General features: G+C 73.4%; 16 protein-coding genes. 14 read left to right on the forward strand and 2 right to left on the reverse strand.

All coding sequences use genetic code 11. The features are described 5' to 3' along the window. The first annotated feature begins 68 nt into the window (after positions 1–68). The 10 genes from WMF42_RS12465 (at position 69) to WMF42_RS12510 (ending at position 19,290) form a co-directional block, all read left to right on the forward strand. Positions 69–1,268 (forward strand): hypothetical protein, encoded by a 1,200-nt coding sequence (locus WMF42_RS12465; protein ID WP_437692025.1) that lies wholly within the window; start codon positions 69–71, stop codon positions 1,266–1,268. Between the two features lie 22 nt (positions 1,269–1,290). Beyond that, positions 1,291–2,670 carry a hypothetical protein gene (locus WMF42_RS12470; protein WP_437692027.1) on the forward strand — a complete coding sequence of 460 codons (1,380 nt, stop codon included), beginning with the start codon at positions 1,291–1,293 and terminating at the stop codon, positions 2,668–2,670. Then, complete coding sequence (locus WMF42_RS12475) at positions 2,667–4,049, forward strand: hypothetical protein (protein ID WP_437692029.1); 1,383 nt, start codon at positions 2,667–2,669, stop codon at positions 4,047–4,049. The genes WMF42_RS12470 and WMF42_RS12475 overlap by 4 nt, the downstream gene beginning before the upstream one ends. Next, positions 4,046–5,770, forward strand: a complete 1,725-nt coding sequence (locus WMF42_RS12480) for a CHAT domain-containing protein (protein WP_437692030.1) — start codon at positions 4,046–4,048, stop codon at positions 5,768–5,770. Before WMF42_RS12475 ends, WMF42_RS12480 begins: the two co-directional genes overlap by 4 nt. Continuing rightward, positions 5,767–6,945, forward strand: coding sequence for a hypothetical protein (locus WMF42_RS12485; protein ID WP_437692032.1), 1,179 nt, complete (start codon positions 5,767–5,769; stop codon positions 6,943–6,945). Before WMF42_RS12480 ends, WMF42_RS12485 begins: the two co-directional genes overlap by 4 nt. Before the next feature lie 55 nt (positions 6,946–7,000). Next, a complete protein-coding gene (locus tag WMF42_RS12490) occupies positions 7,001–11,125 on the forward strand; it encodes a TOMM system kinase/cyclase fusion protein (RefSeq protein WP_437692034.1) in 4,125 nt (1,374 codons plus the stop codon). A 66-nt stretch (positions 11,126–11,191) separates the two neighbouring features. Beyond that, positions 11,192–13,372 carry a glycoside hydrolase family 3 N-terminal domain-containing protein gene (locus WMF42_RS12495; RefSeq protein ID WP_437692036.1) on the forward strand — a complete coding sequence of 727 codons (2,181 nt, stop codon included), beginning with the start codon at positions 11,192–11,194 and terminating at the stop codon, positions 13,370–13,372. A 301-nt stretch (positions 13,373–13,673) separates the two neighbouring features. Continuing rightward, a complete protein-coding gene (locus WMF42_RS12500) occupies positions 13,674–17,615 on the forward strand; it encodes a DUF2169 domain-containing protein (protein WP_437692038.1) in 3,942 nt (1,313 codons plus the stop codon). An 18-nt stretch (positions 17,616–17,633) separates the two neighbouring features. Further along, positions 17,634–18,080 (forward strand): hypothetical protein, encoded by a 447-nt coding sequence (locus WMF42_RS12505; protein ID WP_437692040.1) that lies wholly within the window; start codon positions 17,634–17,636, stop codon positions 18,078–18,080. Between the two features lie 31 nt (positions 18,081–18,111). Beyond that, positions 18,112–19,290, forward strand: a complete 1,179-nt coding sequence (locus tag WMF42_RS12510; protein WP_437692042.1) for a cytochrome P450 — start codon at positions 18,112–18,114, stop codon at positions 19,288–19,290. A 41-nt stretch (positions 19,291–19,331) separates the two neighbouring features. On the opposite strand, the gene WMF42_RS12515 is transcribed toward WMF42_RS12510, so the two are convergent. Beyond that, positions 19,332–21,632: a prolyl oligopeptidase family serine peptidase gene (locus WMF42_RS12515; RefSeq protein ID WP_437692044.1), complete on the reverse strand. Its 2,301-nt coding sequence runs from the start codon at positions 21,630–21,632 to the stop codon at positions 19,332–19,334. Positions 21,633–22,058: 426 nt separating this feature from the next. On the opposite strand from WMF42_RS12515, the gene WMF42_RS12520 reads away from it, so the two are divergent. The 4 genes from WMF42_RS12520 (at position 22,059) to WMF42_RS12535 (ending at position 25,630) form a co-directional block, all read left to right on the forward strand. Further along, the gene (locus WMF42_RS12520; protein ID WP_437692046.1) at positions 22,059–23,294 is read left to right on the forward strand and encodes a hypothetical protein; all 1,236 of its coding nucleotides are present in this window, start codon (positions 22,059–22,061) and stop codon (positions 23,292–23,294) included. Then, positions 23,291–23,566, forward strand: a complete 276-nt coding sequence (locus WMF42_RS12525; RefSeq protein ID WP_437692047.1) for a hypothetical protein — start codon at positions 23,291–23,293, stop codon at positions 23,564–23,566. Before WMF42_RS12520 ends, WMF42_RS12525 begins: the two co-directional genes overlap by 4 nt. 274 nt (positions 23,567–23,840) lie before the next feature. Further along, on the forward strand, positions 23,841–24,599 hold the full coding sequence (locus WMF42_RS12530) for an SDR family NAD(P)-dependent oxidoreductase (protein ID WP_061606025.1): 759 nt from the start codon (positions 23,841–23,843) through the stop codon (positions 24,597–24,599). Positions 24,600–24,634: 35 nt separating this feature from the next. Next, positions 24,635–25,630 carry an aldo/keto reductase gene (locus tag WMF42_RS12535; RefSeq protein WP_061606026.1) on the forward strand — a complete coding sequence of 332 codons (996 nt, stop codon included), beginning with the start codon at positions 24,635–24,637 and terminating at the stop codon, positions 25,628–25,630. Positions 25,631–25,655: 25 nt separating this feature from the next. Here the strand turns inward: WMF42_RS12535 and WMF42_RS12540 are convergent, their stop codons facing one another. Then, on the reverse strand, positions 25,656–26,066 hold the full coding sequence (locus WMF42_RS12540) for a PAAR-like domain-containing protein (protein WP_233561068.1): 411 nt from the start codon (positions 26,064–26,066) through the stop codon (positions 25,656–25,658). Positions 26,067–26,070: the final 4 nt, after the last annotated feature.

Below are 26,070 nucleotides of genomic sequence, written 5' to 3' on the forward strand. Positions count from 1 at the left end.
CTGCCCCGGATCGGCGCGCCCGCCCGGCGCGCGCTCGCGGCCGCGCGCCCGCGCTACAGCCCGACGAGGTGACGTGGTCCGGCGTCGCGCCGATCGCGGGGCGCGGCACGCCGTCCGAGGTGCGCTCATCCAACCACCTCATGGCGGCACCAGGGCCAGCAAAGCCGTTCAGAGGAGCCATCCGGACCTCGGTGTCGACGTCGACGGACGGGCTCGTCGCCGGGCAGGAATTCTCCGTCTTCGTCACGGTGCAGAACCCGTTCGAGGCGCCGCTCGCGCTGCGCCGCGTGAGCACCGCGCTGCCCGCCGAGCTCGTCGACGTCGACAGGCGATGGACGGAGCAGCGGATCCGCCAGCTCGAGGACCGGCTCGCCGACCTCGAGGGCGCCGCGCATGCGTTCGCGCCGGGCCGCGACTCCCTCGGCGCGCGCCTGCGCCGCGCCGTCGGGCGGCTGCTGCGACGTCGCGCGCCCGGGCCCGCCGCCGCGCCGGGCGCGCCCGCGATCGCGCGCGATCTCCGGGGCGCGGGGGGCGCGGCGGCCCTCGCGGCGCTCGAGAGGCCCGCCGACAGCGGCGCCGGCTTCCGCGGCCACGCGCGGGCGGCCCGCGCGTGGGACGGCGACGACGACGAGGTGGATCCGAGCGCCGCGACCCCGGGGCCCTTCGGCGACGACGCCGGCGCCTTCCGCAGCGCCCTCCGGTCGCTGCGGTCGCCGGACCCCCCTGCGGTGCTCCAGGCCGGGAACTCGACGGCGCGGAGCTTCACCGTGCGATCGCGGCGCGCGCTGTGGTTCCGCGCCGCCTCGTACCGGCTGCTCATCGAGGTCGAGTACGAGATCGACGGCGCGAGCAACCTCGACACGATCGAGCACGTCCTCAAGGTGAGCGCGTCGCTCGGGAGCATGATCTGCGGCGCCGTCGCCGGCGGCGTCGGGGGCTGGTTCGCCGCGCGGGGCGGCGGCGCGCCGCTCGACGCGGAGGCCGGCGTCAGCCTGGCCGTGTCGCTCGTCCTTGTCGCCATGGCGGTCGTCCTGCTCGCGCGGAAGAAGGACGTGCAGCCCGTCCTCGCGATCGAGGACTTCTGGGGCGGCGTCGCCGTCGGGTTCCTGATCGCCTACGCGGGCCCCTCGCTCTTCGCGGGCCTCTTCGGCCTGCCCGGGCGGGCGCCGCCCGCGCCGAGCGCGCTCATCCTCGCGGCGCTGCCGCCAAGCTCGTGCGCGATCGGGAGCGCGGCGGCGCAGGCTTTACATCGAGCCCCGCGCCGTTAAGCAGATCGGGAGGGGAGGGGCCGTGTCCACGCTGCGTGCAAGGGCGACCGCCGAGCTCCAGCGCCGCATCGACGTACTCCCGCGCGACGTCGAGCGGTTCGAGGCGGCCGCCGCGGAGAACGCGCGCGGCTTCGGGATCCACGCGAGCCAGGTGCTCGCGCTGAAGATCCTCATGGACGAGCTGATCCAGCGCCAGCGCTGGATCATCGAGCAGCTCGGCGCAGATCTGTCCGACGCCGATTACGCGGACGGCTTCGGCAAGCTCCTCGTCGAGATCGCGGGCGCGCACGGGGTGTGGGGCGTCTTCTCGCAGACGCTCGCGCAGCGGGAGCAGCCGGCGCTCGCCCCCTCGCTCGACGCGGCCGATCTCGTGGCCGCCGACTGTTACCAGACGTGCATGAACCGGGCGCGCAACTGGGGGCTCATCCCGCGCGAGGGGATGCGCGAGCCGCCGCTGGTCTGCCTGGAGGCGCACTACGGGCCCGTCGCCGTGAGCCGCCAGAACCCGCTGCGCGTCCTCCGCAGCTCGCTCCGGAGCTACCGCGATCTCCGGCTGCCCATCCCGATCGTCCTCCTGCCGGCCGATCAGACCGAGTGCGCGTGGCTCCTGTCCGCGCTCTGCCACGAGGTAGGCCACAACGTCGATCAGGATCTCGCGCTCTCGAGCGAGCTGGCGCGGGCGCTGCTCCTCGACACGGACGGGAAGATCCCGTCGGAGCGACAGGCGATCTGGTTCGGCTGGACCCGGGAGATCCTCGCCGACGCGATCGGCGTCCTGCTCGGCAACGCGGGCCTGGCGCTGGCGCTCGCGTCGTTCCTCCTCGTCGTCGCGCCCGGGAGCCAGCAAGGGGAGCTCGACAGGCTCGATCCTCACCCGCACCCGATGGTCCGCGTCCCGCTGCTCGCCGCGCTCCTGCGGCGGCTCGGGGTCGCGCCGCTCGACGAGGCGGCCGACAGGCTGGATCGGGAGTGGCGGGCGCTGCGCGCGCCGGCGTGGGTCGCGCCGTTCCTCGACGACCTCGGCGCGATCGCGGGGACGTTCCTGGAGAAGAAGCTCGACGCGCTCGGCGGCCGCGCGCTCGTCGAGCTCCACCCGGACGCCGCGGCCGACGTGCGGCGCGCGGCCCCGCTCGCGCGCTTCCTCGCGAGCGGGGCGCTCCGCCCGGCCCCGGACAAGCCGTCCTATTTCCCCTACCGCCTCGTGCCGGTCGCGGCGCAGCTCGCTGTCGCCTCGGAGCCGCCGCCGGCCGATCTCTGCGCCGTCCAGCGGCGGGCGATGGAGTTCTTCGCGGCGATCCCGCGGCCGCCGATGCTGGCGGGCGCGGCGTCGCTGTCCCCGCAGCGCGCGTCGAGCTACGCGCGGCTCGCGCGATCGGTCGACTTCACCGGAGACGGCGCATGACCCCGGGATCGACCGCGCCGCCCTCTCGGTACCACGAGATCCTCGTCCGCGTCGCGCCGCTCTGCCCCGCGGGGAGGCCCCCGCCGCGGGCGACCGGCGGCCGCGTGTGCCGGCGCTACCACGCGTGGATCTACACGAAGCTCGCGCTCGCCTCCCTGGAGCTCGGCGACCCCGGCGCGGCCGATCCGGGCGGCGCGCCGCCGCCGCCCGAGGTGGCGGGGCTGCCGCTCATCGGCCACGAGGAGATCGCCGTCCACTGGCTGAGCTACGCCGAGTACCTGAGCAGCTTCTACGGCGGCGAGGAGGCCCTGCTCGAGCTGCGGCGCCGCGTCGCCGGGTCGATCTCCCGCGGCCTCCGGGGCATCTTGCGGCTCCGGCCGCGCGCGCCCCAGCGGCTGCGCATCTGGTGGTCGCCCGGGTCGCCCGAGCTCGAGGACCTGCCCTGGGAGATCCTCTTCCTCGGCGAGCGCCGCCCGCCCTGCCTCTCGCTCGTGCGGGGCGATCCGGGGAGGGTCGTGCCGCCGCTCCCGCTGCGGCCAGACCAGCCGCTGCGCGTCGCCGTCGTCGACCCGACAGGCGGCGCGCCCGCCGCGCTCGCCGACGCGCTGGAGGACCTCGGCCCCGGGATCGAGGTCGCCTGGATCGAGGAGGACGACGCGCGCAAGGCGCTCGCCGCGGCGATCCGCGCGGGCTTCGAGGTGCTCCACGTGGTGGCCGACGGCGCGGCGCCGCTCGGCCTCGAGGGCCTCCTCGAGTTCTCGGGGGACGAGGAGGACACGCTCTCGCCCCTGGAGCTCTCCGCCATGCTGCGCGGGTCGAACGTCACGATCCTCTCGCTCACCCCGCCGGAGATCCCCCGCGTCGGCCACGGCGGCATGCCCACCGTGCACCACGCCTTCGCGCGCTTCTGCCACGACAGCGGCGGCTGCCCGACGATCGCCGCGCAGCTCGGCCCCATGCACCCCCGCGTGTCCCGCGAGTTCTGGCGCGCTTTCTACCAGCGGCTCGCGGCGGCGCTCGACGTGGAGGACGCGATGATGAGCGCGTCGCAGCGCCCCCTGATGACGCCCGTCGTCCTGTTCCTCCGGCACCGCTTCGGCCGGCAGTTCACCCGGTACGACGACGACTCGCGGCGCTCCCCCGCGTGGCCGACGTCCGGCGCGGGGCAGACCCCCGCCGGGGACGTGCCGCTCACGCCAGCGCAGGTGACCGCCGATCTCTCGTGCTCCCGCGATCTGCTCGACGCGGCCAGGACGCTGGAGGCGCGCTACGCGTCGCTCGGGTTCGAGTTCCCCGGCAAGGAGCTCATCGAGCGCGAGAGCCAGCGGCAGGCAGGCCTCGACGAGGCGCTCGAGCAATCGCTGTCCGAGGAGACATGAGGAGCCCTGAGTTCGTGGTGGACATCGAGCCGGGCGGGGGCTCGCGCCTGCGGCTGTGCGTCCACGCGCGCAACCTCGCGCCGGTCGAGGACGAGCTGGATCGACCCTTTCCGAGCCTCCCGCCCGCGGAGCTCGACGAGCTGCGGAGCGGCTACGGGTCGGAGCAGATGACCGAGTCCATGGCCGATCTGGTCACCGGCTGGCTCCTCCAGAACGACCTCCGCGGCCACCTGGGCACGGCGGTGAACGCGGCGACCCAGCCCTTCCGGATCGTCTTCCGGACGCACCCGGCGGTGCTCCCGCACCTGAGCGACGTCCCCTTCGAGCTGCTCAAGCTCGGCGCCGACCCGCTCGCGCTGCACCCCTGGGTGCGGGGGATCGTCCACACGCAGAAGCGCCACCGCGCGGCGGCCACGCCGCGGACGATGCGCTGGGGGTGGCCCTTCCGCGTGCTGATCGTCCGCACGAACCCGAAGGACCTCGGCGGGTGCGTGCCGCCCGCGCTGCCCCTGCGCGATCGCGTCCTCGCGATCGCGGGCGCGTGCGGGCTCGCCGACGTGGTGGAGGTCGCCGTGCTGACCAGCGAGGACGGCGCGGGCGGGCCCGTCACCTACGACGCCCTCCGCGCCGAGCTGCGCAACGCGAGCTATAACCTCCTCGTTTACCTCGGCCACGGCGACCTGCAGGACGTCGCGTTCGAGGGGTTCCCCCCGATCGGCGTCCTCCTGTTCGAGCTCGACGGCAGCGAGTTCGCCAACCCGATCCGCGCCGACCAGATCCGGAGCGAGTTCATGAACCGCCCGGTGCCGGTCGTTGTGCTCGCGGGCTGCCTGACGGCGGGGAGCGACGTGGTGCGCGAGCGGCTCCCGCAGTGGATGCGCGGCAGCCAGAGCGTGGCGCACGCGCTCATCCACGGCGAGTCCGGCGTCCAGTGCGCGATCGGGATGCGCCACCGGCTGGAGACGACGGACGCCGAGCGCTTCCTCCAGGCGTTCGTCCTCAGTCTGCTCAAGCAGAGCCCGGGCGACGTCGAGCGGGCCGTGCGGGCGGGGCGCGAGGAGATGTTCGCGCAGAAGCCCTATCCGCCGAGCTGGTCGGCGCCCGTCCTCTTCCGCGCGCCCGGCGTCGAGCCGCTGTTCGACTTCCTGTGCACCGCGCCGACCGCCTACGATCCGCTCGACGAGCACGATCAGGAGCTGCGCGAGAAGGTCTGGAAGAAGCTGAGCGAGCTGCCCGCCTCGCTGCCCCCGGAGACCCGGCAGTTCTCGAGCTTCCTGCTCGACACAGTGGAGTCGGCGTTCCTCGACCGCCGGCGGCAGCGGGGCGCCTCCCTGGTGTGGCCCACGCGGGTCGAGGCGAAGCCCGGCGACACCGTCCAGGTGTCCGTGCAGCACATGGGCTCGCTCACCGTGTCGCGCCTGGAAGGCCGCCTGTCGTTCGCCGAGGCGATCGTGCCGCGCGCCGCCCGGCCGGGGGCGGCGCTCAAGGCCGCCGGGCTGCGCGCGTACTTCGCGCTCGATCAGCCGGGCGAGGTGCGGTTCTTCGCGTCCTGCCCCGCCGGAGAGCCGGTGACGCTCGGCGCCGGCCCGCTGTTCGAGGCCGATCTGACGCTGCCCGGCGTGTTCCCCGCCGTCTACGAGCTACGGGTTGACGCCCTCGCGTCCGACCCGAGACTGTTCTTGTGTGGATGGAATAATACAGTTGTGGTGTCTTTGCCATGAGGCCGCGCTGCGCAGAGGTCGACAGGGGAGCGACAGGGCCGGAGGGCCCTCGGCCACCGCTGCTCGAGGCGCACCCGGAGCTGCTGGCGCTCGTCGACCGGTCCGCGACCTTCCGCCGCGTCGAGGAGCGCTATCGCATCGAGCTCGACGGCCGGACGCACTACCTGGTGCGGGGAGACACGCTCGGCTCGCGCGAGGATCTGCTCGTCGACGCGCTCGCCCGCGGCGCCGCGCCCGAGGGCGCCGACCCGCTGAGCCGCGCGCTCTTCCTTGAATTGCCCGGGCACCTCCAGGAGGTGATCCGCGGCGCGACGCGGTCCGATCCTGAACAACCACCCAGGGGCCACGGCGCCTCTGGCCGAGGAGACATCGCCATGGCCATCACCGATCCGGTCACCGCACAGAAGGTCGAGGAGCTCAAGACGAGGCTCCCGACGTTCGAGCTCGATGGGAAGCCCATGTATGTCGCGGAGGGCGACCTCCTGCTGGACGAGGGGCAGCTCGCCGACTACGTGCCCCGCGCCGCCAACGTCGAGCCGCCGAACGTGCCCGCCGGCCCCGAGGGAGAGGGGCTGATCGGCATCCTGCAAGACGGCAAGCTGGTGCGCTGGCCTCCCGGGTTCGTGATCACGTATTGCGTGCTCAGGTCGACCTTCCGGGACGAGCGCGAGTACGCGACGGCGCGCGCCAACATGCTGGCGGCCACGCGCGACTGGGAAGCGACGTGCGGCGTCTCGTTCCGCCATGTCGCCGAGCTCGACGGGAGCGGCGGCCGCCCCGCAGAGGTCGTGTTCCCGGTGCGGCTCTTCAACGCGGGCGGGCGGTTCATCGCCGCTGCCTTCTTCCCGCACGAGCCGGCCCCGAGGCGGCAGGTCCTCATCGATCCTTCGTATTTCTCTCCCTCGCTCGGGTTCGACCCCGTCGGCGTGCTCCGGCACGAGCTGGGCCACGTCCTCGGCTTCCGCCACGAGCACATCCGGAGCGGCGCCCCGCCCGTCTGCCCGAGGGAGGACGCGTCGCAGACGATCGATCTCACGGCCTACGATCCCCGGTCGGTGATGCACTACTACTGCGGCGAGGTGGGGAGCCGCGATCTCGCGATCACCGAGCTCGACGTGCAGGGGTCGCAGCGGGTGTACGGCATGCCGCTCTCGAGCTTCCGGATGGTCGCCTGAAGGCCGAGGCGCGCGCCGGCGCAGCGTCGCCAGCTCCAGCCACCCGGAGTGCGCCATGAGCAGCCGCGGTGAGGACAAGTTGATCCGAGACGCCCGCCTCCAGGGGGACTACGAGGTCCTGTCCAGGATCGGCGCCGGGGGGTTCGGCGCCGTGTTCCAGGCGCGCCAGGTCGCGACGGGCCAGCTGGTCGCGGTCAAGGTCCTGAAGCCCTGCGGCCGCGAGGGGGCGGCCCCGAAGCGCGCCGCGCGCTTCCAGCGGGAGATGCGGCTGTGCGCGCGCCTGCACCACACGAACATCGTCCGCCTCATCGACTCCGGGCGCACGGACGATGGGCAGATCTACCTGGTGTTCGAGTTCGTCCCGGGAAAGAACCTCAAGGACGTCCTGCGCGAGGAGGGGGCGCTCGATCCGCGGGAGGCGCGCCACCTCATGCTGCAGGTGCTCGACGCGCTCTCGGCCGCGCACGCCCAGGGGATCACGCACCGGGACCTGAAGCCGTCCAACATCATGATCATGCCCACCGGGGCGCGGCGGAACGCGCTCGTGCTCGACTTCGGGATCGGCGCGATCGCCGAGGACGTCGAGGCCGCGGGCGAGCTCACCCTGACGGGCGACGACGAGCTGCTGGGGACCCCGGCGTACGCGGCGCCCGAGCAGCTCCAGGGGCGCGTCGCGACGCCGCGCGCCGACCTCTTCGCGTGGGGGCTCGTCTTCCTGGAGTGCATCACGGGACAGCCGCTCTTCTCCGGGCGGCGGGTGGCCGAGGTGGTGTCCATGCAGCTCGATCCCGAGCCGATCCCCGTGCCCGCCGCGCTGCTCCGCCACCCCGTCGGCAGGCTCCTGTCGCGCGCGCTCACCAAGGAGGTCGAGGCGCGCCAGGTGACCGCCGAGGGCCTGCTGAGGGAGCTCGAGGCGTGCGACCTGAGCGACCTCCCGCGGGGGCTGCGCGCCGGGCCGGAGCCCGGGCCAGGCGACGCGGCCCGCCCGGGGCCGGCGGCGGCGGCGGCCGCGCACGGGGACCGCCGCGCGCCGCCCTCGCCGCCGCACCTCCAGGGCGAGGGATCGGGGCAGCGCCGGCTGCTCACGGCGGTGTGCTGCTCGCTGCAGGTGTCGGCGCCCGAGCGGGGCCGCTGCGACGTCGAGGAGCGGGACGAGCTGCTCCGCGCGCAGCAGGAGATATGCTTCGAGGTCGCCCGGCGCTTCCAGGGGACCGTCGCCGGCGCGCTCGGCGAGCGGGTGCTCCTCTGCTTCGGCCACCCGGTCGCGGGCGAGGACGACGCCGAGCGCGCGGCGCGCGCGGCGCTGGAGATCGCGGCGAGGATCGGCGAGCTGGGCCACCTCCTCGAGGCCGGGCGGCGGCTCGGCCCGCGGGTCAGGATCGGCGCGCACACGGGGCTCGTGATCGTCCCCGAGGGCGGCGACGCGAGCGCCGGCGGCTCGGGGGCCTGCGTGGGGACGACGGCGAGCGTCGCCGCGCACCTGAGCGGGCTCGCGCAGCCGGGGGCGGTCCTCCTCAGCGGGGACACGCGCCGCCTGCTCCGCGACCGGTTCGTGACGGAGCCGCTGGGGGCCTGCCAGCTCGACGGCGGCGCCGGGCAGGTCGAGGTCCACCGCGTCGCGGCCGAGCGCCCGTCGATCGAGCCGCGCGTCGCGGCGCTGCCGATGGTCGGGCGGACGCACGAGCTCGCGCTGCTCTCGCAGCGCTGGCGCCGCGCCAGGGAGGGCCTCGGGCAGAGCGTGCTCATCACCGGGCCGCCGGGGATCGGCAAGTCGCGCCTGGCGGCGGAGCTCTACCGCGAGATCCGCGGGGAGCCGCACTTCTGGATCGAGTGCCGCTGCGCGGCCGAGAACCGCAGCAGCGCGCTCCGGCCGGTGATCGAGGCGCTCGAGCAGCTCGCCGACATCGACGAGCGCCAGACGCCCGAGGAGAAGGCCGGCAAGCTGCGGGCGCTGCTCGCGGCGTACGGCTTCCGGCTGGGCGACGCGATGCCGCTGCTCGCGTCGCTGCTCTCGACCCCGGCGGGGGACGACCCCGCGCCGCTCGACCTGGCCCCGCAGCGCCGGAAGAAGCTGACGCTGGGCGCGCTCGTCTCGCTGCTGATCGAGATGGGGGAGCGGCGGCCGGTGCTGTTCCTGATCGAGGATCTCCAGTGGGCGGACCCGACGACGCTCGAGCTCCTGACGCGGCTCCTGCCCGAGGTGGCGGCGGCCCGCGTCTGCGTGCTGCTCACGGCGCGGCCCGAGCTCTCACCGCCGTGGCCGCTGGCGGGTACGCTGCAGATCCAGCTCTGCGCCCTGGAGAGCGGCCAGGTCGCGGCGATGATCGCCGGCATCGCCGCGGGGAAGGAGCTGCCGCCCCGGGTCGTCGAGCGGGTGATCGAGCAGGCCGAGGGCGTGCCGCTCTTCGTCGAGGAGCTCGCGCGCGCGGCGATCGAGTCGGGCGCCCCGGTGGACGAGCGCGCGGCGCGGGGGCCGCTGCTGCCCGAGCGCCCGCCGTGCGCGCTGGCCATCCCGACGCCGCTCCGGGCGTCGCTCACGGCGCGCCTGGACCGGCTGGGGCGCGCGCGGGAGACGGCGCAGCTCGCCTCGGCGCTGGGGCGCGAGTTCAGCGCGAAGGTGCTGGTCGAGATCAGCGCGCTCGACGAGGCCGCTGTCCAGGAGGATCTCGACAGGCTCGTCGCCGCGGACATCCTGTTCCTGAGGCGTCGGGCGCGGCAGTCGACCTACGTCTTCCGGCACGTCCTGCTCCGGGACGCGGCGTACGAGTCGCTGCCGAGGCGGGCGCGCCAGCGCGCGCACGCGCGCATCGCGCGGGCGCTGGAGGCGCGCTTCCCCGAGATCGCCGCGGAGCGGCCGGGGCTCCTCGCGATGCACCACGCGATGGCGGAGCAGAAGCGGGAGGCGATCGCCTACGGCCGGGCGGCGGCGCGCGCCGCGCTCCGCCGGTCGATGAACGCGGAGGCGATCGCGGCGGCGCTCGAGGCGATCTCCTGGCTGGACGCCCTCGAGGAGCCGCGCGAGCGCGCTGATGCGGAGCTCGATCTCCACCAGATCACGATCGCCGCCGTGGCGTCGATCCGGAGCTTCGCCGCGGAGGAGGTCGACTCGGCGGTGCGGCGCTCGCAGCAGCTCATCGAGCGCGTCGGCGACGGGTCGCGCGCCCTCGCGATGCTGTGGGCGTGGGTCAACCACCGCTGGAAGCGGGGCGACGCCGAGCAGGCGTACGCGCTGGCGCAGCAGTACGTGGCCCTCAGCGAGCGCGCCGGCGACGCGCAGCACGCGATGGCGGCGCACCTGGTGCTGGGGCGGTCGCTCCTGATCGCCGCGCGGCTCGACGAGGCGCAGGCCGCCCTGGAGCGGGCCCTCGCGCTGCACGACCCGGAGCAGCACCGCGGGTCGGCGCTCGTGTTCGGCGTCGATCTCGCGGTCGGCGCCCAGGTCGCGCTCGGGGCGGTCCTCTGGTCGAAGGGGTACCTGGAGCGCTCGGCGGCGTGCCTGAGGAGCGCCGACGAGGCCGCCCTGGCGCTGCAGGACGCGGGCACGATCTGCCAGCAGCTCGTCCACGCGGCCATGGTGCATCACTGCCGGCGCGACAGCGGCGCGATCGCGAGCGCGGCGCAGCGGCTCCTCGGGCTCGCGGAGCCCCTCGGGCTGACGCAGTGGCTGACGTTCGGCGGGCTCTTGCGGGCGTGGCTCGAGCGGGACGTGGAGGGCGCGGATCGGCTGCTCGCGGACATGAGCGCGGCCGGCATGGGGCAGCCCTACCCGCGCTGGAGCTCGCTCGCCGCGGAGTCGGAGATGGATCTCGGCCGCTTCGACGCGGCGCTGGCGCGGCTCGACCGGTGCCTCCTCGCGGCGGGGGTGGTCCAGGAGCGCCGCTACGTCGCGGAGCTCCACCGCCTGAAGGGCGACTGCCTGCGCTGCCTGGGGGACCAGCGCGCGTCCGAGCGCAGCTACCGCGAGGCGGTCGAGCTCGCGCGGGGCCAGGGCGCGCGGTCGCTCGAGCTGCGCGCGTCGCTCCACCTCGCGCGGCTGCTCGAGGGCGAGGGGCGGTACGGCGAGGTCCACGACGCGCTGGCGCGCGCGCTCCGCGGGTTCCCCGAGGGGCGCGGGTGGAGCGAGCTCGCCGCGGCCGAGGCGATGATGCGCGAGGCGGCGATCAAGCTCGCGGCCGCGTGAGGGGGAGTCGAGCGCGCGTGGCGCGGACCTGTTATCGTGCGCGCCCCACCCCGCTCAGGAGAACTCATGAACGACGCTCCCCTCTACAGAGATGCCAAGCAGCCCGTGGACAGGCGGGTGGAAGACCTCCTGAGTCGGATGACCCTGGACGAGAAGGTGGGGCAGCTCATGCAGCTCGACGCCCAGGGAGATCTCGAGGACGCGATCGGGCGCATGAAGGTCGGCAGTCTGCTGCACTGCAACGGCAAGGACGCGGACGCGGCGATACGGCGCGCGCTGGGCACGCGGCTCGGCATTCCGGTGCTGATGGCCGACGACGGGATTCACGGCCATTCCTTCTGGGCGGGCGCCACGATCTTCCCCACGCAGCTCGGCATGGCGTGCAGCTGGGATCCGGGGCTGCTGGAGCGGGTCGCGCGGGTGACCGCGATCGAGATGCGGGCGACCGGGCTCAAGTGGACGTTCTCTCCTGTCCTGTGCCTCACGCGCGATCTTCGCTGGGGCAGGGTGGGGGAGACCTTCGGCGAGGATCCCTACGTGATCGGCGAGCTCGCCTGCGCGATGGTCAAGGGCTATCAGGGCAAGGGCCTCGACGATCCGGACGCGGTGCTGGCCACGGCCAAGCATTACGCGGGGTATTCGGAGACGCTGGGTGGCCGCGACGCCTCGGAGGCGAACATCTCGCGCCGTTACCTGCGCTCGTATTTCTTGCCGCCCTTCGAGCGGGCCGCGCAGAGCGGCTGCATGGCGTTCATGACGGGATATCAGTCGATGGACGGGATCCCGGCCACCGCGAACCGCTGGCTCCTCACCGAGGTGCTCAAGGAGGAGTGGGGCTTCAAGGGCATCGTCGTGACCGACTGGAACAACGTGGCCAACCTGGTGCTCGATCAGAAGGTCTGCAAGGACATGGCCGAGGCGGCCGCGGTGGCGGTCCGCAGCGGCAACGATCTGATGATGGCGACCCCGCAGTTCCACGAGGGGGCCCAGGAGGCGGTGCGCCGCGGGCTCCTGGCCGAGCCGGAGATCGACGCGGTGGTGCGGCGCGTCCTCTCGCTCAAGTTCTCGCTGGGGCTCTTCGAGGACCCCGGGTACAGCAGCGAGCAGCGGATCAGGGAGGTCATCGGGTGCGCGGCCCACCGGGATCTCAACCTGGAGGTGGCGCGGGCGTCGCTGGTGCTGCTCAAGAACGACGGCCTCTTGCCGCTCGTGGCCGGCGCGGCGCCGCTCCGGCGGATCGCGGTGATCGGCCCCAACGCGGACGACCCGATCGCCCAGCTCGGGGACTGGTCGCTCGGGTCGGGCCAGATGAGCGGCGGCAACGGTCCTCAGCACCCGCGCTCGAGCATCGTCACGATCGTGGACGGGATACGGGAGCTCGCGCCCGCGGGGTGCGAGGTGGTCCACGCCGCGGGCTGCTCGGTGGTCAGCGAGGACGAGTCGGGCATCGCGGCGGCGGTCGAGCTGGCGCGGGGCGCGGACGTGGTGGTCCTCGTCGTCGGCGATCGGATCGAGTTCATCGGCGAGACGAAGAGCACGGCGACGCTCGAGCTGATGGGCGGGCAGCGGGCCCTGGCGGACGCGATAGCCCGGACGGGGGTGCCCACGGTCGTCGTCCTCGTCAACAGCAAGCCGCTGGTCCTGCCGCGCTCGGTGCTCGGCGCGGCGGCCCTCTTCGAGGCGTTCAACCCGGGGATGATGGGCGGGCGGGCGGTGGCCGAGGCGATCTTCGGGCAGCTCAACCCTTCTGGCAAGCTGACGATCTCGTTTCCCTATCACGTGGGCCAGCAGCCTGTGTTCTACAACCAGGCCCGCGGCCAGCACGGGAGCCGCTACGCCGACCTCACGCAGGAGCCGGCGTTCGCCTTCGGCTTCGGCCTGAGCTACACGCGCTTTGCGTACGCCGACCTGAAGGTCCTGACGCCCAGCGTGGCGCGGGACGGCACGGCCTCCTTCGAGGTGACGGTCACCAACACTGGCGGACGCGAGGGCGTCGAGATCGTCCAGCTCTACATCGAGGATCTCGTGACCTCGTCCACGTGGGCGCTGAAGGAGCTCAAGGCGTTCCGCCGCCTGACCCTCGCCGCCGGCGAGGCGCGCACGGTGCGCTTCGACGTCCCCGCCTCGGAGCTCTCGCTGCTCGACGCCGAGGGGCGCCGCGTGGTGGAGCCGGGGGATTTCCGCGTCCACATCGGCGCGTCGTCCCGGCCCGAGGACCTGGTGAGCGCCGGCTTCGCGGTGGCGTGAAGGCGAGGGACCTCGCACCGGGTCGCCCGGGTTCTTCTCTCGATCATGAGAGAATGAACCACAGAGGCACAGAGGGCACAGAGGAAGAGAAGAGCGAAAGAATAGACCACAGAGGTACAGAGGAAGAGAAGAGAGAATAAGCCACAGAGGCACAGAGGGCACAGAGGGAGAGAAGAGAGGGATATGTAGATCCTTCTCTGTCTCTCTTTCTCTTCTCTCTCCCTCTGTGCCCTCTGTGCCTCTGTGGTTCAAATTCTTCTCCCATCACGGAACCAGCCTCGGCTAGGGTGGCGCGCCGCCCATGCAGCTCATCTCCCTGTGCCCCCTCGCAGCGTCGACGTTGCTCTGGCGAACGGCGAACGGCCCGTGTGTCACCGTCGCGGTGAAGGCGACCTTCCAGCTCGCGCCCGACGACGTCGCCGCGCTGGCCGCGCCGCTGCCGCTCTTTCACGACGTCTTCCACGAGCAGAACGCGGGCCGGAGCCTCTATGTCGCCTCGGACGCCGTGCCGCACAAACCGCGCGCCGACGTCCTGCTCACCGGCAGCGCGTACGCCCCGCTGGGCCAGCACGTGAGCCACCGGTGGGTGCGCCTCGCGGTCTTCGACGCGCAAGGGCAGGTGCCCACGGTCGACAAGCGGCTCCAGGTCGTGGGCGAGCGGCAGCGCGATCCGGCGACCGGCCAGGCGCCGGCGCCGGCCCCGTTCTCCCGGCTGCCCGTGCGCTACGAGCTCGCCTTCGGCGGCGCCCGCTGCCCTGAGAACCCCGTCGGCAGGGGGACCGACCCCGCCGACCTCCGGCTGCCGAGCCTCCTGAACCCCGCCGCGCCGGACACCCCCGAGGGCTTCGGGCCCCTCTCGAGCGCCTGGCCGCAGCGGCGGCGCGCGCTCGGCGCGTGGGATCCAGCGAAGCTCCTGCTGCCCGTGCCAGAGCTCCCGACCGCCATGGACTGGGGCTACTTCAACGCGGCCCCGCGCGACCAGCAGATACCCTACCTCCGAGGGGACGAGTGGATCCTGCTCGAAGGCCTCCACCCCACGGCCGCTCAGGTGCGCTCTCGCCTGCCCGGGCTGAGGGCCCGCGTGCTCCTCCGCGCGCCGCGCCTCGTCGACCCCGCCGGCGTCGAGCTCACCGTCCGCTGCGACACGCTCTGGATCGACGCCGACGCGCTCCGGTGCACCCTGACGTGGCGCGCGTCCCTGGCCGTCGCCGAGCGCGCCCTGGAGATCGTCGAGCGCGGCACCCTCCTGGTGACGCTCGCGCCCCCCGGCGAGCGCGTGGCGTGGCCCGCGCCCGAGCCTGCCGCCGCGGCGGCGCCGCCGGTGGGCGCGACGACGGCGCCGCTGCCGGAGGGCGTGAGGCCGCCCGCCGCCGCGCGGCCGTCGCTCCCGATCCCCGAGCCGGATCCGTCGGCCGCCCGCGGCATGAGCGCCGAGGAGTGGGCCGCGCGCGGCGCGGGCGCGGAGCCGGGTCCCCCGTCGCTCGACCTGACGCAGACGCGCCCCCTCGATCCCGCGGCGTTCGCCGAGGCGCTCCAGGCGTTCGACCCGGCGCCGCCCGGCGCCGCCGCCCTGGAGGCCGCCGGGGCGCGACCCGGCCCGACGGAGGCACCGGGAGGCGCGGGCGCGCCCTCCAGAGCGACGCCCGGCGCCGCGGAGGCGGCCGGCGCCCCGGCGTCGCGGGCGCCCGGGCAGCCTGCGGTGCTCGTCGACACGCGCGAGTTCAACCTGCAGGACGTGCTGCGCGGCGCTCGCCAGGAGGACGCGCCGTTCCCGCTCGCGCCGCCGGGGACCGCGGCGCAGGCCGAGGGCGCGCGGGCCCCGGCCGAGGTCTCGCTCGAGGCCCTCCGGCAGGCCTTCCCCGCGATGGCCGCGCACATCGCGGCGCACGGCGGCGCCCCGCTGCCCACGGCCACGCTCCCGCTGCCGGAGCCGGAGCCGTCGAAGCCGACCAGCGAGGATCTCGCCGGCTCGCCCGACCTGCCGCCGCCCGCGAGGACCACCGAGCACGTCCCGATCCTGAACCTCACCCCGTTCGCCGCGTTCACCGTCCCGTGGCAAGCCCGGCCGCCGAGGGACTCGCTCACCGTCGTCGTCAAGGGCACCTTCGACCTCGTGCCAGGCGCGCCGGCGGCGATCGCGGCCGACCAGGAGCTCCCCGGAGGCGACGTCCACGTCGACGACGACCCCGAGAAGAGCCTCCGCTACCCGTCCGATTTCGCGATCTTCAAGCCGAAGGCCGACGTCCTCCTGGTCGGGCACGCGCACAGCGCCGGCGACGCCGCGGCGCTCGTCCGGCTGCGCCTCGGCGACGCGCTCGATCGCTCCGTCGCGGCCATCGGCCCGCGCCGCTGGGACGCGCTCGGCGCGCCCACCGCGCCCGAGCCGTGGGACCGCATCCCGCTCCGCTTCGAGAGCGCCTTCGGCGGCGCCGGGTACGGCGCGAACCCCGTGGGGACCGGGCACGGCGCGCGGGCAGGCGGCGCGCTGCCGTCGCTCGAGCAGCCGGACAGGTTGATCCGCTCGTCGGGCGACAGGCCGTCTCCCGCGTGCTTCGCGCCGATCGCGGCGACATGGAGCGATCGACTCAGGAAGATCGGCTCCTACGGCGAACGCTGGAGGAAGACGCGCTGGCCGTTCTTTCCCGACGACTTCGACTGGACGTTCTTCAACGCCGCCCCCGCCGAGCAGCAGATCGCCTATCCGCGGGGAGACGAGGCCTTCGAGCTCTGGTCCGTGCGCCCGGAGGGGGAGGTCGTCCGCGGGCGGCTGCCCGAGCTGCGCGTGCGCGTGTTCAAGCAGGCCACGGAGAAGGCCGGCGGCGGGTTCTCCGAGGTGCCGATGCGGCTCGACACCGTGTGGTTCGACGCCGACGCGCTCCGGCTCGTGCTTGTCTGGCGGGGCCTGCTCGACGTCGCCGACGAGGACGCCTCCGAGATCGCGTCGCTGTTCGTCCTGAGCGAGCCGATCGCGAAGGGCGGCGCGAAGGGCGAGCCGACGGCGAAGGGCGACGCGCGGGCGCGCTTCTTCGCGGAGCTGGCGGCGCGCGAGGCGGCCGAGGCGCCGGCGGCGGGCGAGGAGGGGGCGGCGAACGACACGACGGCCGAGGAGGGCGACTCGGCCCTCGACGCGCGCATCGCCGAGGCGCTCGCCCAGGCGCGCGCGCGGCGGCGCGCCGCTGTCGCGGGCGGCGCGGCCGCGACAGCGGCGGTCGCCGGGGCCGCCGCGGCGGAGGCCGCCGCGGAGCCGGCGGCGACGGCAGCGCAGGGGGAAGGCGACGCCCCGCCGGGCGAGGCAGCGCCCGGCGCTCCGGTGGAGGCGCCGCCGCCTGCCGGACGCGACGCGATCCTCGAGCTCCTCCGCCTGGGCGAGCCGCTCGCCGGCGTCGACCTGACCGGCGTCGACCTGTCCGGCGCGGACCTCGCCGGCGCCGACCTTGGCGGCGTCCTCCTGAAGCGGGCGAACCTCCGGGGCGCCCGCCTGGACGGCGCGCGGCTCGTCGAGGCCGTCCTCGCCGAGGCCGACGGCGAGGGCGCCAGCTTCGAGGGCGCCGACCTCACCCGGGCCGACCTCACCGGCGCCAACCTCAAGGCCGCGCGCCTCGCCGGCGCCGTCCTCGAGCTCGCCGCGGCAGGGGCGGCGCGCTGCGAGGGCGCCGCGTTCGAGGGGGTCCGGGCGCCCGGCGCCAGCTTCGCCGGGGCCACGCTCACGGGGGCCTGCTTCGACCGCGCGGACCTCACCGGCGCCGAGATGATGCAGGCCGCCCTCGACGGGGCGAGCTTCCGCGACGCGACGCTGGACGACGTGAAAATTTACGGTGCGACGGGAACGCGCGTCACCTTCGACGGGGCCTCGATCGCCGACCTCCGCGCCGACGACGTGGTGCTCCGGAGCGGCTCGTTCCGCCGCGCGAGCGGCCCGGGCTCCGTGTGGGAGGGCGCCGACCTCACCGGGGCCGTCTTCTCGGGCGCGGCGCTCCGGGAGGCGAGCTTCACCCGGGCGACGGTCGACGAGGCCACCTTCGACGGCGCCGACCTTGTCGACGGCCGCTTCCGCAAGGCGCGGCTCCGCGGCGCGCGCCTGCGGCAGGCCAACCTGATGCGCGCCGCCTTCGACGGCGCCGACCTCGAGGGGGCCGACCTGCGCGGCGCCAACCTGTACCAGGCCGAGACATGGAAGGCGCGCACCGCCGGGTCGCGCCTCGCGGAAGCCTTCCTGGCGGGGACCAAGCTGGAGGAGCGATGAGCGGCGCCGACATGCTGAATGTCCTTCTCCGCCTCTCCCCGCTCCGCCCCTCCGTCCGCGTCGAGGTCCTCCGGCGGAGCGACTTCACCGACCCGCCCGTTCGGGTTCGTCGCGATCACCGAGGCGCTCGCGCACTACCGGATCTTCGACCCGGGGCGCCGGGGCGCGGAGGAGGACGAGGCGGTGCGCGCGGCGTTCCTCCAGCTCGCCAGCGAGAGCGACTTCCGCGTCGACGAGGAGACGGGCCTCTTCTTCGTCAACATCTTCATGACCGAGGACACGCTGCGCCGCTATACGCCGCGCTACTTCGACCGTCCGGCCGCGAAGCGCTACGCCGCTGTCAACCCCGGCTTCCGCACGAACGGCTGTTACGCCGGCTTCTGGTTCCGCTTCACGCGCGGCAACCTCCTCGCCATGACCCGCGCGATCGTGACGAGGCAATTCCGCGCGGCCGCCGCCCGTTGATCCGCCGCCAACGCCTCGATAGCGTCTCGCGATGGACGACAGCGAGCCTCTCTCCATCCTCGACTTCTCCGTGACTCAGCCGCATGCGCAGTGGGCGAGGGCCAGGGCGGAGGTCCCGGTCCAGCGCTTCGACGCCTCGTCGATCAACCCCGCGCCCACGTTCCTCGTCTCCCGGTACGAGGACGCCGAGCGGGTGCTGCGCGACGCCGAGACGTTCTCGAGCGCGATCAACAACGAGGTCGTCGGCAAGTACATGGGCGAGTTCATGCTGGGCATGGACGGCAAGGAGCACCGCCAGTACCGCAACCTGGTGGCGCACGCGTTCCGCGCCTCCGTTCTCGAGCGGTGGGACGACGCGCTGGTGCGGCCCACCCTTCACGCGCTCCTCGACGGCATCGCGCCCGCCGGGCGCGCCGAGCTCATGCGCGATGTCGTCCTCAAGTACCCTGTTCAGGTCATCTGCGGCATCGTCGGCGTGCCGCTCCGGGATCAGGAGCAGTTCGCGCGCTGGTCCGAGGACGTCGTCCAGGGCCCGCTGAACCCGCCGCGGGGACTCGCCTCGTCGCAGGCGATGCGGCGCTACCTCGCCCGCATCATCGAGGCCCGACGGCGCGAGCCCGCGGGCGATCTCATCAGCGAGCTCCTGTCCGCCGAGATCGACGGCCAGCGCCTCACCGAGGAGAAGATCTACGGCCTGCTCCTCCTGCTGCTGCCCGCCGGCGCGGAGACGACGTTCCGGGCGCTGGGCAACGCGCTCGCCGCGCTGCTCGCCCGCCCGGCCCTGATGGCGCAGGTGGTCGCCGATCGGTCGCTGGTCCCCGCCGTCGTCGAGGAGACGCTGCGCTGGGAGACGAGCGTCACCCTTGTCTCCCGCGTGGCCACGCGAGACGCCGAGATCGCGGGGTGCCCGATCCCCGGCGGCGCGGTCCTCCACGTCGTCACGGGCTCGGCCGGCCGCGACGAGGCCCGCTACGAGGCGGCCGACGCCTTCCGCCTCGACAGGCCGCCGCAGCCGCACCTCGCGTTCGGCACCGGCCCGCACCAGTGCCTCGGACTGCACCTCGCGCGCCTCGAGATGCGCGTCGGGCTCAACGCGATCTTCGATCGGCTCCCGGACCTGCGCCTCGACCCGGACGCGCCGGCGCCGGAGATCGCGGGGTTCGCGTTCCGCGGCCCCGCGGCGCTCCACGTCCTGTTCGGCCCTTCCTGACGCCTCGAGCGCCACGCTCGAGGCGTCAGGAGGGCGCTTCGCTACTGGCTCTCGAAGACGCGGTAGAGGTACGTCGTGTCCAGCGCCTGGAGGAACGAATAGGTCTCGGGATCGGCCGAGCCTGCGTGTCCGCCCTTCTCACCCTCGTAGAAATAGAAGGGGATGTTCATCTCCTTCAGGCGCGCGGCCATCTTGCGCGCGTGCGCGGGGTGGACCCGATCGTCGGTGGTGGTCGTCGTGAACAGGATCGGCGGGTACGCCACGCCGGCCTCGATGTTGTGGTACGGCGAGTAGGCCCGGATGATCTCGGCCATCTCGGGATCTTCGGGGTCGCCGTACTCGCCCATCCAGCTCGCCCCTGCGCCGATCTCGTGATAGCGCAGCATGTCGAGCAGCGGGACCTGGCACGAGACGGCGCCGAAGAGATCGGGCCGCTGCATCGCGACGGCGCCGACAAGGAGGCCGCCGTTGCTCCCGCCCTGGATCGCCAGGTGCGCGGGGGAGGTGACGCCCTTCTCGATGAGGTCCTCGGCGATGGCGATGAAGTCGTCGTACGACCGCTGCTTGTTCTCGAGGAGCGCGGCCTGGTGCCACGCCGGCCCGAACTCCCCGCCGCCCCGGATGTTGGCGACCACGTAGACGCCGCCCTTCTCGAGCCAGTGCTTGCCCGTGAGCCCCAGGTAGAAGGGCGACAGCGCGTACTCGAACCCGCCATAGCCGTAGAGCAGCGTGGGGTTCTTGCCGTCGGCCGCCGCCGCCCTGGGCTTGACGATGAAATACGGCACCTTGGTGCCGTCCTTGCTCGTCGCTGTGTCCTGCGAGACCTCGAACGGCGACGCGTCGAACAGCGCGGGCGACGCGCTGAGCTCCGTCACGTCGTACGAGTCGCCCTCGGGCCTCACCTGGTACACCGTGGTGGGCTGAAGGAAGCTCCGGAACGTGACATACGCGTCATCCATGCGCGGATCCGCGGTGACCTCGGCGGTCCCGAGCGGCGGGATCGGGATCGGCTTCGAGGTCCACGCGCCCTCCGCGTACGTGAACGAGAGGATCTCGGAGGCGACGTCGTGGAGCTGGGTGACGAGGATGCCTTCCCTCGATTTCGCGAGCCCGACGAACGCGCTCCGCTCGTCGGGCGCGTACACGAGCTCCGCTGTCGCCTCGGCGTCGTCCGGCGCGACGGACGCCAGCGAGCCGGACTTCAGCGTCGTGCCGGGGACGGTCCAGTCCGAGGCGAGCCGGATCAGCAGCTTGCCCTGGAAGAGATCCCAGAGCGTGGCGTCCTGGGGCACCTCGATCTTCACCGGCACATCGTCGCTCCCCAGCACGTAGTTGTCCGCGTGATAGAAGTCGACGTAGCTCGTGATGATCATGAGGCTCGACCCGTCCACGTCGTGGACGCTCCCGCCGGCGGAGAGGACTGTCTCCTTCCCCGACTCGAAGACGAGCTTCGCCTCGGAGAGCGGGGTGCCCCGGCGCCAGATCTTCACCCGCCGCGGGTAGCCCGAGGTCGTGAGCGAGTCCTCGTCGGCGCCGTGCGCGATGAGCAGGGTATCCTCGTCGCTCCACGCGACATAGGACTTCGCCTCGGGGAGGCTGAAGCCGCCCGCGACGAACGCCTTCGTTGTCTTGTCGAACTCGCGGATCACGGTGGCGTCCTTGCCGCCCCGTGAGAGCGAGATCAGGCACATGTCGGTGTCGTTGTAATAGCAGTCCGCTCCCGCGTAGACCCAGTCCTCGTCCTCCGCGGCCGCGACATGGTCGACGTCGAGCAGCACGTCCCACGCGGGCTCGCCGGCCAGGCAGGCCTTCGACGGCGTCCGGCGCCACACCCCGCGCGGGTTCGTCGCGTCCTGCTTGAACTGGTAGACGAAGCCGTCCGGCTCGGGGATGCACCGGAGCGGCGGCTCCTTGGTCCGCTCGCGGTAGTGATCGTCATAGAGCGAGGTGAACGGCTCACCCTCGGCGAGGGCGTCGAGCGTCGCCTGGTTTGTCTCCCTCACCCACTCGAGCGACTCCTCGGAGGTGGCGTCCTCCAGCCACGTATACGGATCTTCCCCGCCTGTCCCCGTGGCGCCCCCCGACCCCGTGGCGCCCCCCGCGCCCCCGGTGCCGCTCGCGTCCCCGCCGCCGCCGTCTCCGCCGCCGCCGCCGTCCCCGCCGCCGCCGCCGTCACCGCCGCCGCCGCCGTCTCCGCCGCCGCCGCCGTCTCCGCCGGTCCCTGTGGTCGCCGAGCCCGATGCCTGCTCGCCGTCGTCGCCGCACGCGATGAGCGCGCTGCCCGCGATCGCTGATACGATGATCCAGGCAGCGAACCCTGCTCTGGGTATCTGGTAATACATAGATGGATAATCTCCCTGTCGAGAAGGTGACATCCTGCCATGGGCGAACATGCAACGTCTGCGAGAGCAGCTTCCTGACGTCGAGTGACGAGGAGGAGACTCGCAGTTCTGTCCTGAAAGCTCTGTCTGGACCGGGCGACGTGGTGAATCCATGGGCCCTGTGATCGGCCCTGAAGCGGGCGAAGCGCGAGATCTCTGGAGAGCACCCCGCCTCACGGCCTCTCTGTCAGGCGCCACGCCGAGGAGGAGCACCCGGATAGGGGATCTCTTGGTCCACGCCCGTGAGGGGCGCGAGCGATGTCCACCGCTGCCGCCGGCGTGGCCATGTCCGGGATGGGCGATCCGGCGAGAGAATCCCCGGGGCTTCCTCCGAAACGCCACATCTCGCGCGCGGCCTGGCCACGGCGCCGCGCCACGTTCCCTCCCATGACCTGCCTCTCTTCCCCCGGCGCCGCGCTCCGCCCTCGGTCCGCTCGGCGCCTTCGCCGGCTCGGCGACGTCGCGCTGTCGCTGCTGATCGCCGCGGCCGTCTGGCTTCCCTGCCTCCACCTCTTCTTCCGGCGCGAGCCCGCCGAGCACCGCCCTTCCGGCGCGCTCTCGCCGCGCGGCCGGGCGCTGCTCGCGCATCAGCTCTCCCTGTGGGAGGACGCGGCCGCGAAGGAAGCGACGCTCGCGCGGATGCGGGCCACGAACGCCGAGTGGGACTTCATGGGCCGGACCTTCCTCGTCCTCGGGCTCGCCAACGCCGCGCTGCGGGATCCGGCGGCCGAGGCGCGCCACCTCGCCGTGATGGACAGGGTCATCGACGAGACCCTCGCGCTCGAGCGCGAGCGCGGGATGCTGCACTTCATGATGCCCTATGCCGCGGGGAGGCCGTTCGTGCAGCAGCCTGCCCGCAGCCTCTTCGTGGACGGCGAGATCGCGCTCATGCTGGGCGCCCGCGCGCTTGTCGCTCGCCGCGCCGATCACGAGGCCGAGCTCGACGCCCGCGTCGCCGAGATGCGGGCCCGCATGGAGCGGAGCCCTGCGCTGTCGGCCGAGAGCTACCCCGACGAGTGCTGGACCTTCTGCAACACGCTCGCCCTCGGCGCCATGCGCATGTCCGACGCGCTGCGCGGCGAGCGTCGCGGGCTGGAGCTCGGCCGCCGCTGGCTCGCCGTCGCGCGCGCCAGGCTGGTGGACCCGAAGACCGGGCTGCTCGTGTCGAGCTACACGCACGGCGGCAGGATCCTGGACGGCCCGGAGGGGTCGTCCCTCTGGCTCGTCGCGCACGCGCTGCTCCTGATCGACCCTGATTTCGCGCGCGATCAGTACGCGCGGGCGCGCCGCGAGCTCGGCGCGGATCTCGTCGGCTTCGGCTGGGCGCGCGAGTGGCCGCGCTCCTGGTCCGGTCCGCAAGACGTTGACTCGGGCCCGATCGTGCCCGTCGTGGGCGCGAGCGCCGGCTCGAGCGGCCTCGCGCTCATCGGCGCCGCGGCCTTCGGCGACGCGCCGTACCTCGGGGCGCTGCTCACCTCGCTCGACCTCGCCGCGTTTCCGATCCGCGAGGGCGACCGGCTGCGCCACGCCGCGAGCAACCAGGTAGGCGACGCGGCGCTGCTCCACGCGCTGAGCTCCGGCCCGCTCTGGCAGCGGATCGCCGCGGCGGGAGGTGCCCCGTGACCCGCCTGCTCGCCCTGGGCGCCGCGCTGCTCGCGTCGACCTTCCTCGCCTGTCACCTGCTCGGCCTGCGCGAGCACGTCTCGGTGCTGAGCGGCACGGCCCCGCCCGGCGGCGGGGGCGACCCCTCGCTCGGCGTCGCCTACGCGATCGCGTGGTTCGGCGCCGTGATCGCCGCGCCGATCCTCGCGATCGCGGCGGGCGTGCTCGCGGCCATCGACAGGCTCCGCTCGAGGCGACCCGCGCCGCCTCCGCCCGCGGATCCGGCCTCGTGACGCGCTCGAGCGCGCGGACTGTCTCGCCCGCAGCACAGCGCCAGCAGGTTGCTGCCAGCGCAACATGCGAGCCGCCGGCGCGCGCCATCTCACGCACCACGCAGGCTGAGAGCGGGATGGAACGGAACGTGCCGTAGGATGGAACGGAACGTGCTGTAGCGGAACGTGCTGCAGACGGAACGCGCTGCAGAACGTGCTGCAGAGAAGAGAGCCTCCGCCGCGCCTCGGCGCAAGAAGCGCAGGCCTCGTGTCTGCTGATGGAAGGGAGCCTCTCTTGGACCTCGAGCTCACTGGAAAGCGTGCCATCGTCACCGGCGGCAGCCGCGGCATCGGCAAGGCCATCGCGCGGGAGCTGGCGCGCGAGGGCGCCGACGTCGTGATCGCCGCGCGCGGCAAGGACAAGCTCGAGGCGACAGCCGCCGAGCTCTCGGCCGAGACCGGCCGACGCGTGGTCCCGCTGGTTGTCGACACGGGCAACGAGACCTCGGTCAACGCGCTGGTCGAGCGCGCCGTCGCCGCGCTGGGGGGCGTGGACATCCTGGTCAACAACGCCGCCTTGCCGGGCGGGATCTCGCCGGCCACCCGCCTCGACCAGATCGTCGACGAGCAGGTGATCGAGGACATCAACATCAAGGTCGTTGGCTATCTGAGGACCGCGCGCGCCGTCGCGCCGCACCTCGTCGCGAACGGCTGGGGCCGCATCATCAACATCGGGGGGCTCGCCGTGCGCAAGACAGGCCGCCCGGTCGCCACCCTGCGCAACGTCGGCGTCGCGGCGATCACGAAGAACCTCGCCGACGAGCTCGGCCCGAAGGGCATCAACGTCACGGTCGTGCACCCCGGCGCGACGCGCACCGAGCGCGTCCGCGCCGAGTCCGAGAAGGACCTGGCCGCCTCGGTGAGCATCGGCCGCATCGTGGACGCCCGGGAGGTCGCCTGGGTGGTCACGTTCCTGGCGTCGCCGCGGAGCGTCGCGATCAACGGCGATTCCGTCGTCGCGGGCGGTGGCAGCGTCGGCCCGATCTACTATTGATCCATCGCATCTCGCGCCGAACCCAAGAGAAGACCATGACCCTCCCGACCACCCGACTCGGCCGTACCGGCCTCACCGTTTCCCGCCTGTGCCTCGGCACGATGACGTTCGGCTTCCAGACGGACGAGGAGACGTCCCGCGTCATCCTCGACAAGGCCGCGGACGCCGGCGTCAACTTCCTCGACACCGCCGATGTGTACCCGCTGGGCGGCGGCCTGCAGACGGCCGGCCGCACCGAGGAGATCGTCGGCCGCTGGCTCAAGGGCAAGCGCGACCGGTTCATCGTGGCGACGAAGTGCGTCGGCCGCGTCGGCCCGAACGACTGGGACCAGGGCGCCTCGCGCAAGCACATCCTGGACGCCATCGACGCCTCGCTGCGCCGGCTCGGCACCGACTACGTGGACCTGTACCAGCTCCACGCCGACGATCGCGACACGCCGATCGACGAGACGCTGGAGGCGCTCGACGCCGTGGTTCGCTCCGGCAAGGCCCGGTACATCGGCGTCTCCAACTACCTGGCCTATCGCCTGGCGCGCGCGCTCGGCCGCGCCGACGTGCGCGGGCTCGCGCGGTTCGTCTCCGTGCAGCCGCGCTATGCGCTGCTGTTCCGCGAGATCGAGCGCGAGCTGCTCCCGCTCGCGCAGGAGGAGGGCCTCGGCGTGATCCCGTACAACCCGCTCGCCGGCGGCCTCCTCACCGGCAAGCACCGCCGCGGCGAGCCCACGCCGGGCACGCGCTTCACGCTCGGCGCGGCGGCAACGAACTACCAGCAGCGCTACTGGCACGAGCGCGAGTTCGCGACCGTCGAGAAGCTGCAGGGCATCGTCGCCGAAGCGGGCCTGTCGCTCACGACGGTCGCCGTCGCGTGGGTGCTCGCCAACCCGGCGATCACGTCGGCGATCCTCGGCGCCAGCCGGCCCGAGCAGCTCGACGCCACGCTCGCCGCGGGCAACCTCGCGCTCGATCCGCAGCTCAAGGCCCGGCTCGACGAGGCGACCGCCGAGTACCGCCGCGGCGACGCGACGCGCTGAGCCAGCCCTCACATCGAGCCAGCGCTCACATCGCCACGAACACCTTCACCTGCGACGGCGCGACGTGGGCGCCGGCGGGCATGTTCGCGTTCGACCCGTTATGGGCCGACATGGCTGTGTGATAGACGATCTTCTTCCCCTTGGCGTAGACCTTCGAGCTCGCGCGCTTGAAGGTCACCTGCCCGCGGTTCACGTTCGAGACCATCCCGCCGAGCGTGCCGGCCTCGTCGCCCTTGCTGCTCGGCATCTTCGACGCCTCGGTCACTGTCTCCTTCTTCTGGACGAGCACCTTGGAGACTGTCGACTCGCAGCCGTTCAGCGTCCCGATGTTCGGGAACGGCGTCGGCACGGGGGGCGCCGGCGGCGCTGGCACCTTGCACACGTCGGGCATCGCGAAGCACATGCCGCCGGCCTTCGTCGCTGCGGGCATCTTCATCTCA

Source organism: Sorangium sp. So ce176, assembly GCF_051519835.1.
In the GTDB taxonomy this organism is placed as follows: domain Bacteria; phylum Myxococcota_A; class Polyangia; order Polyangiales; family Polyangiaceae; genus Sorangium; species Sorangium cellulosum_G.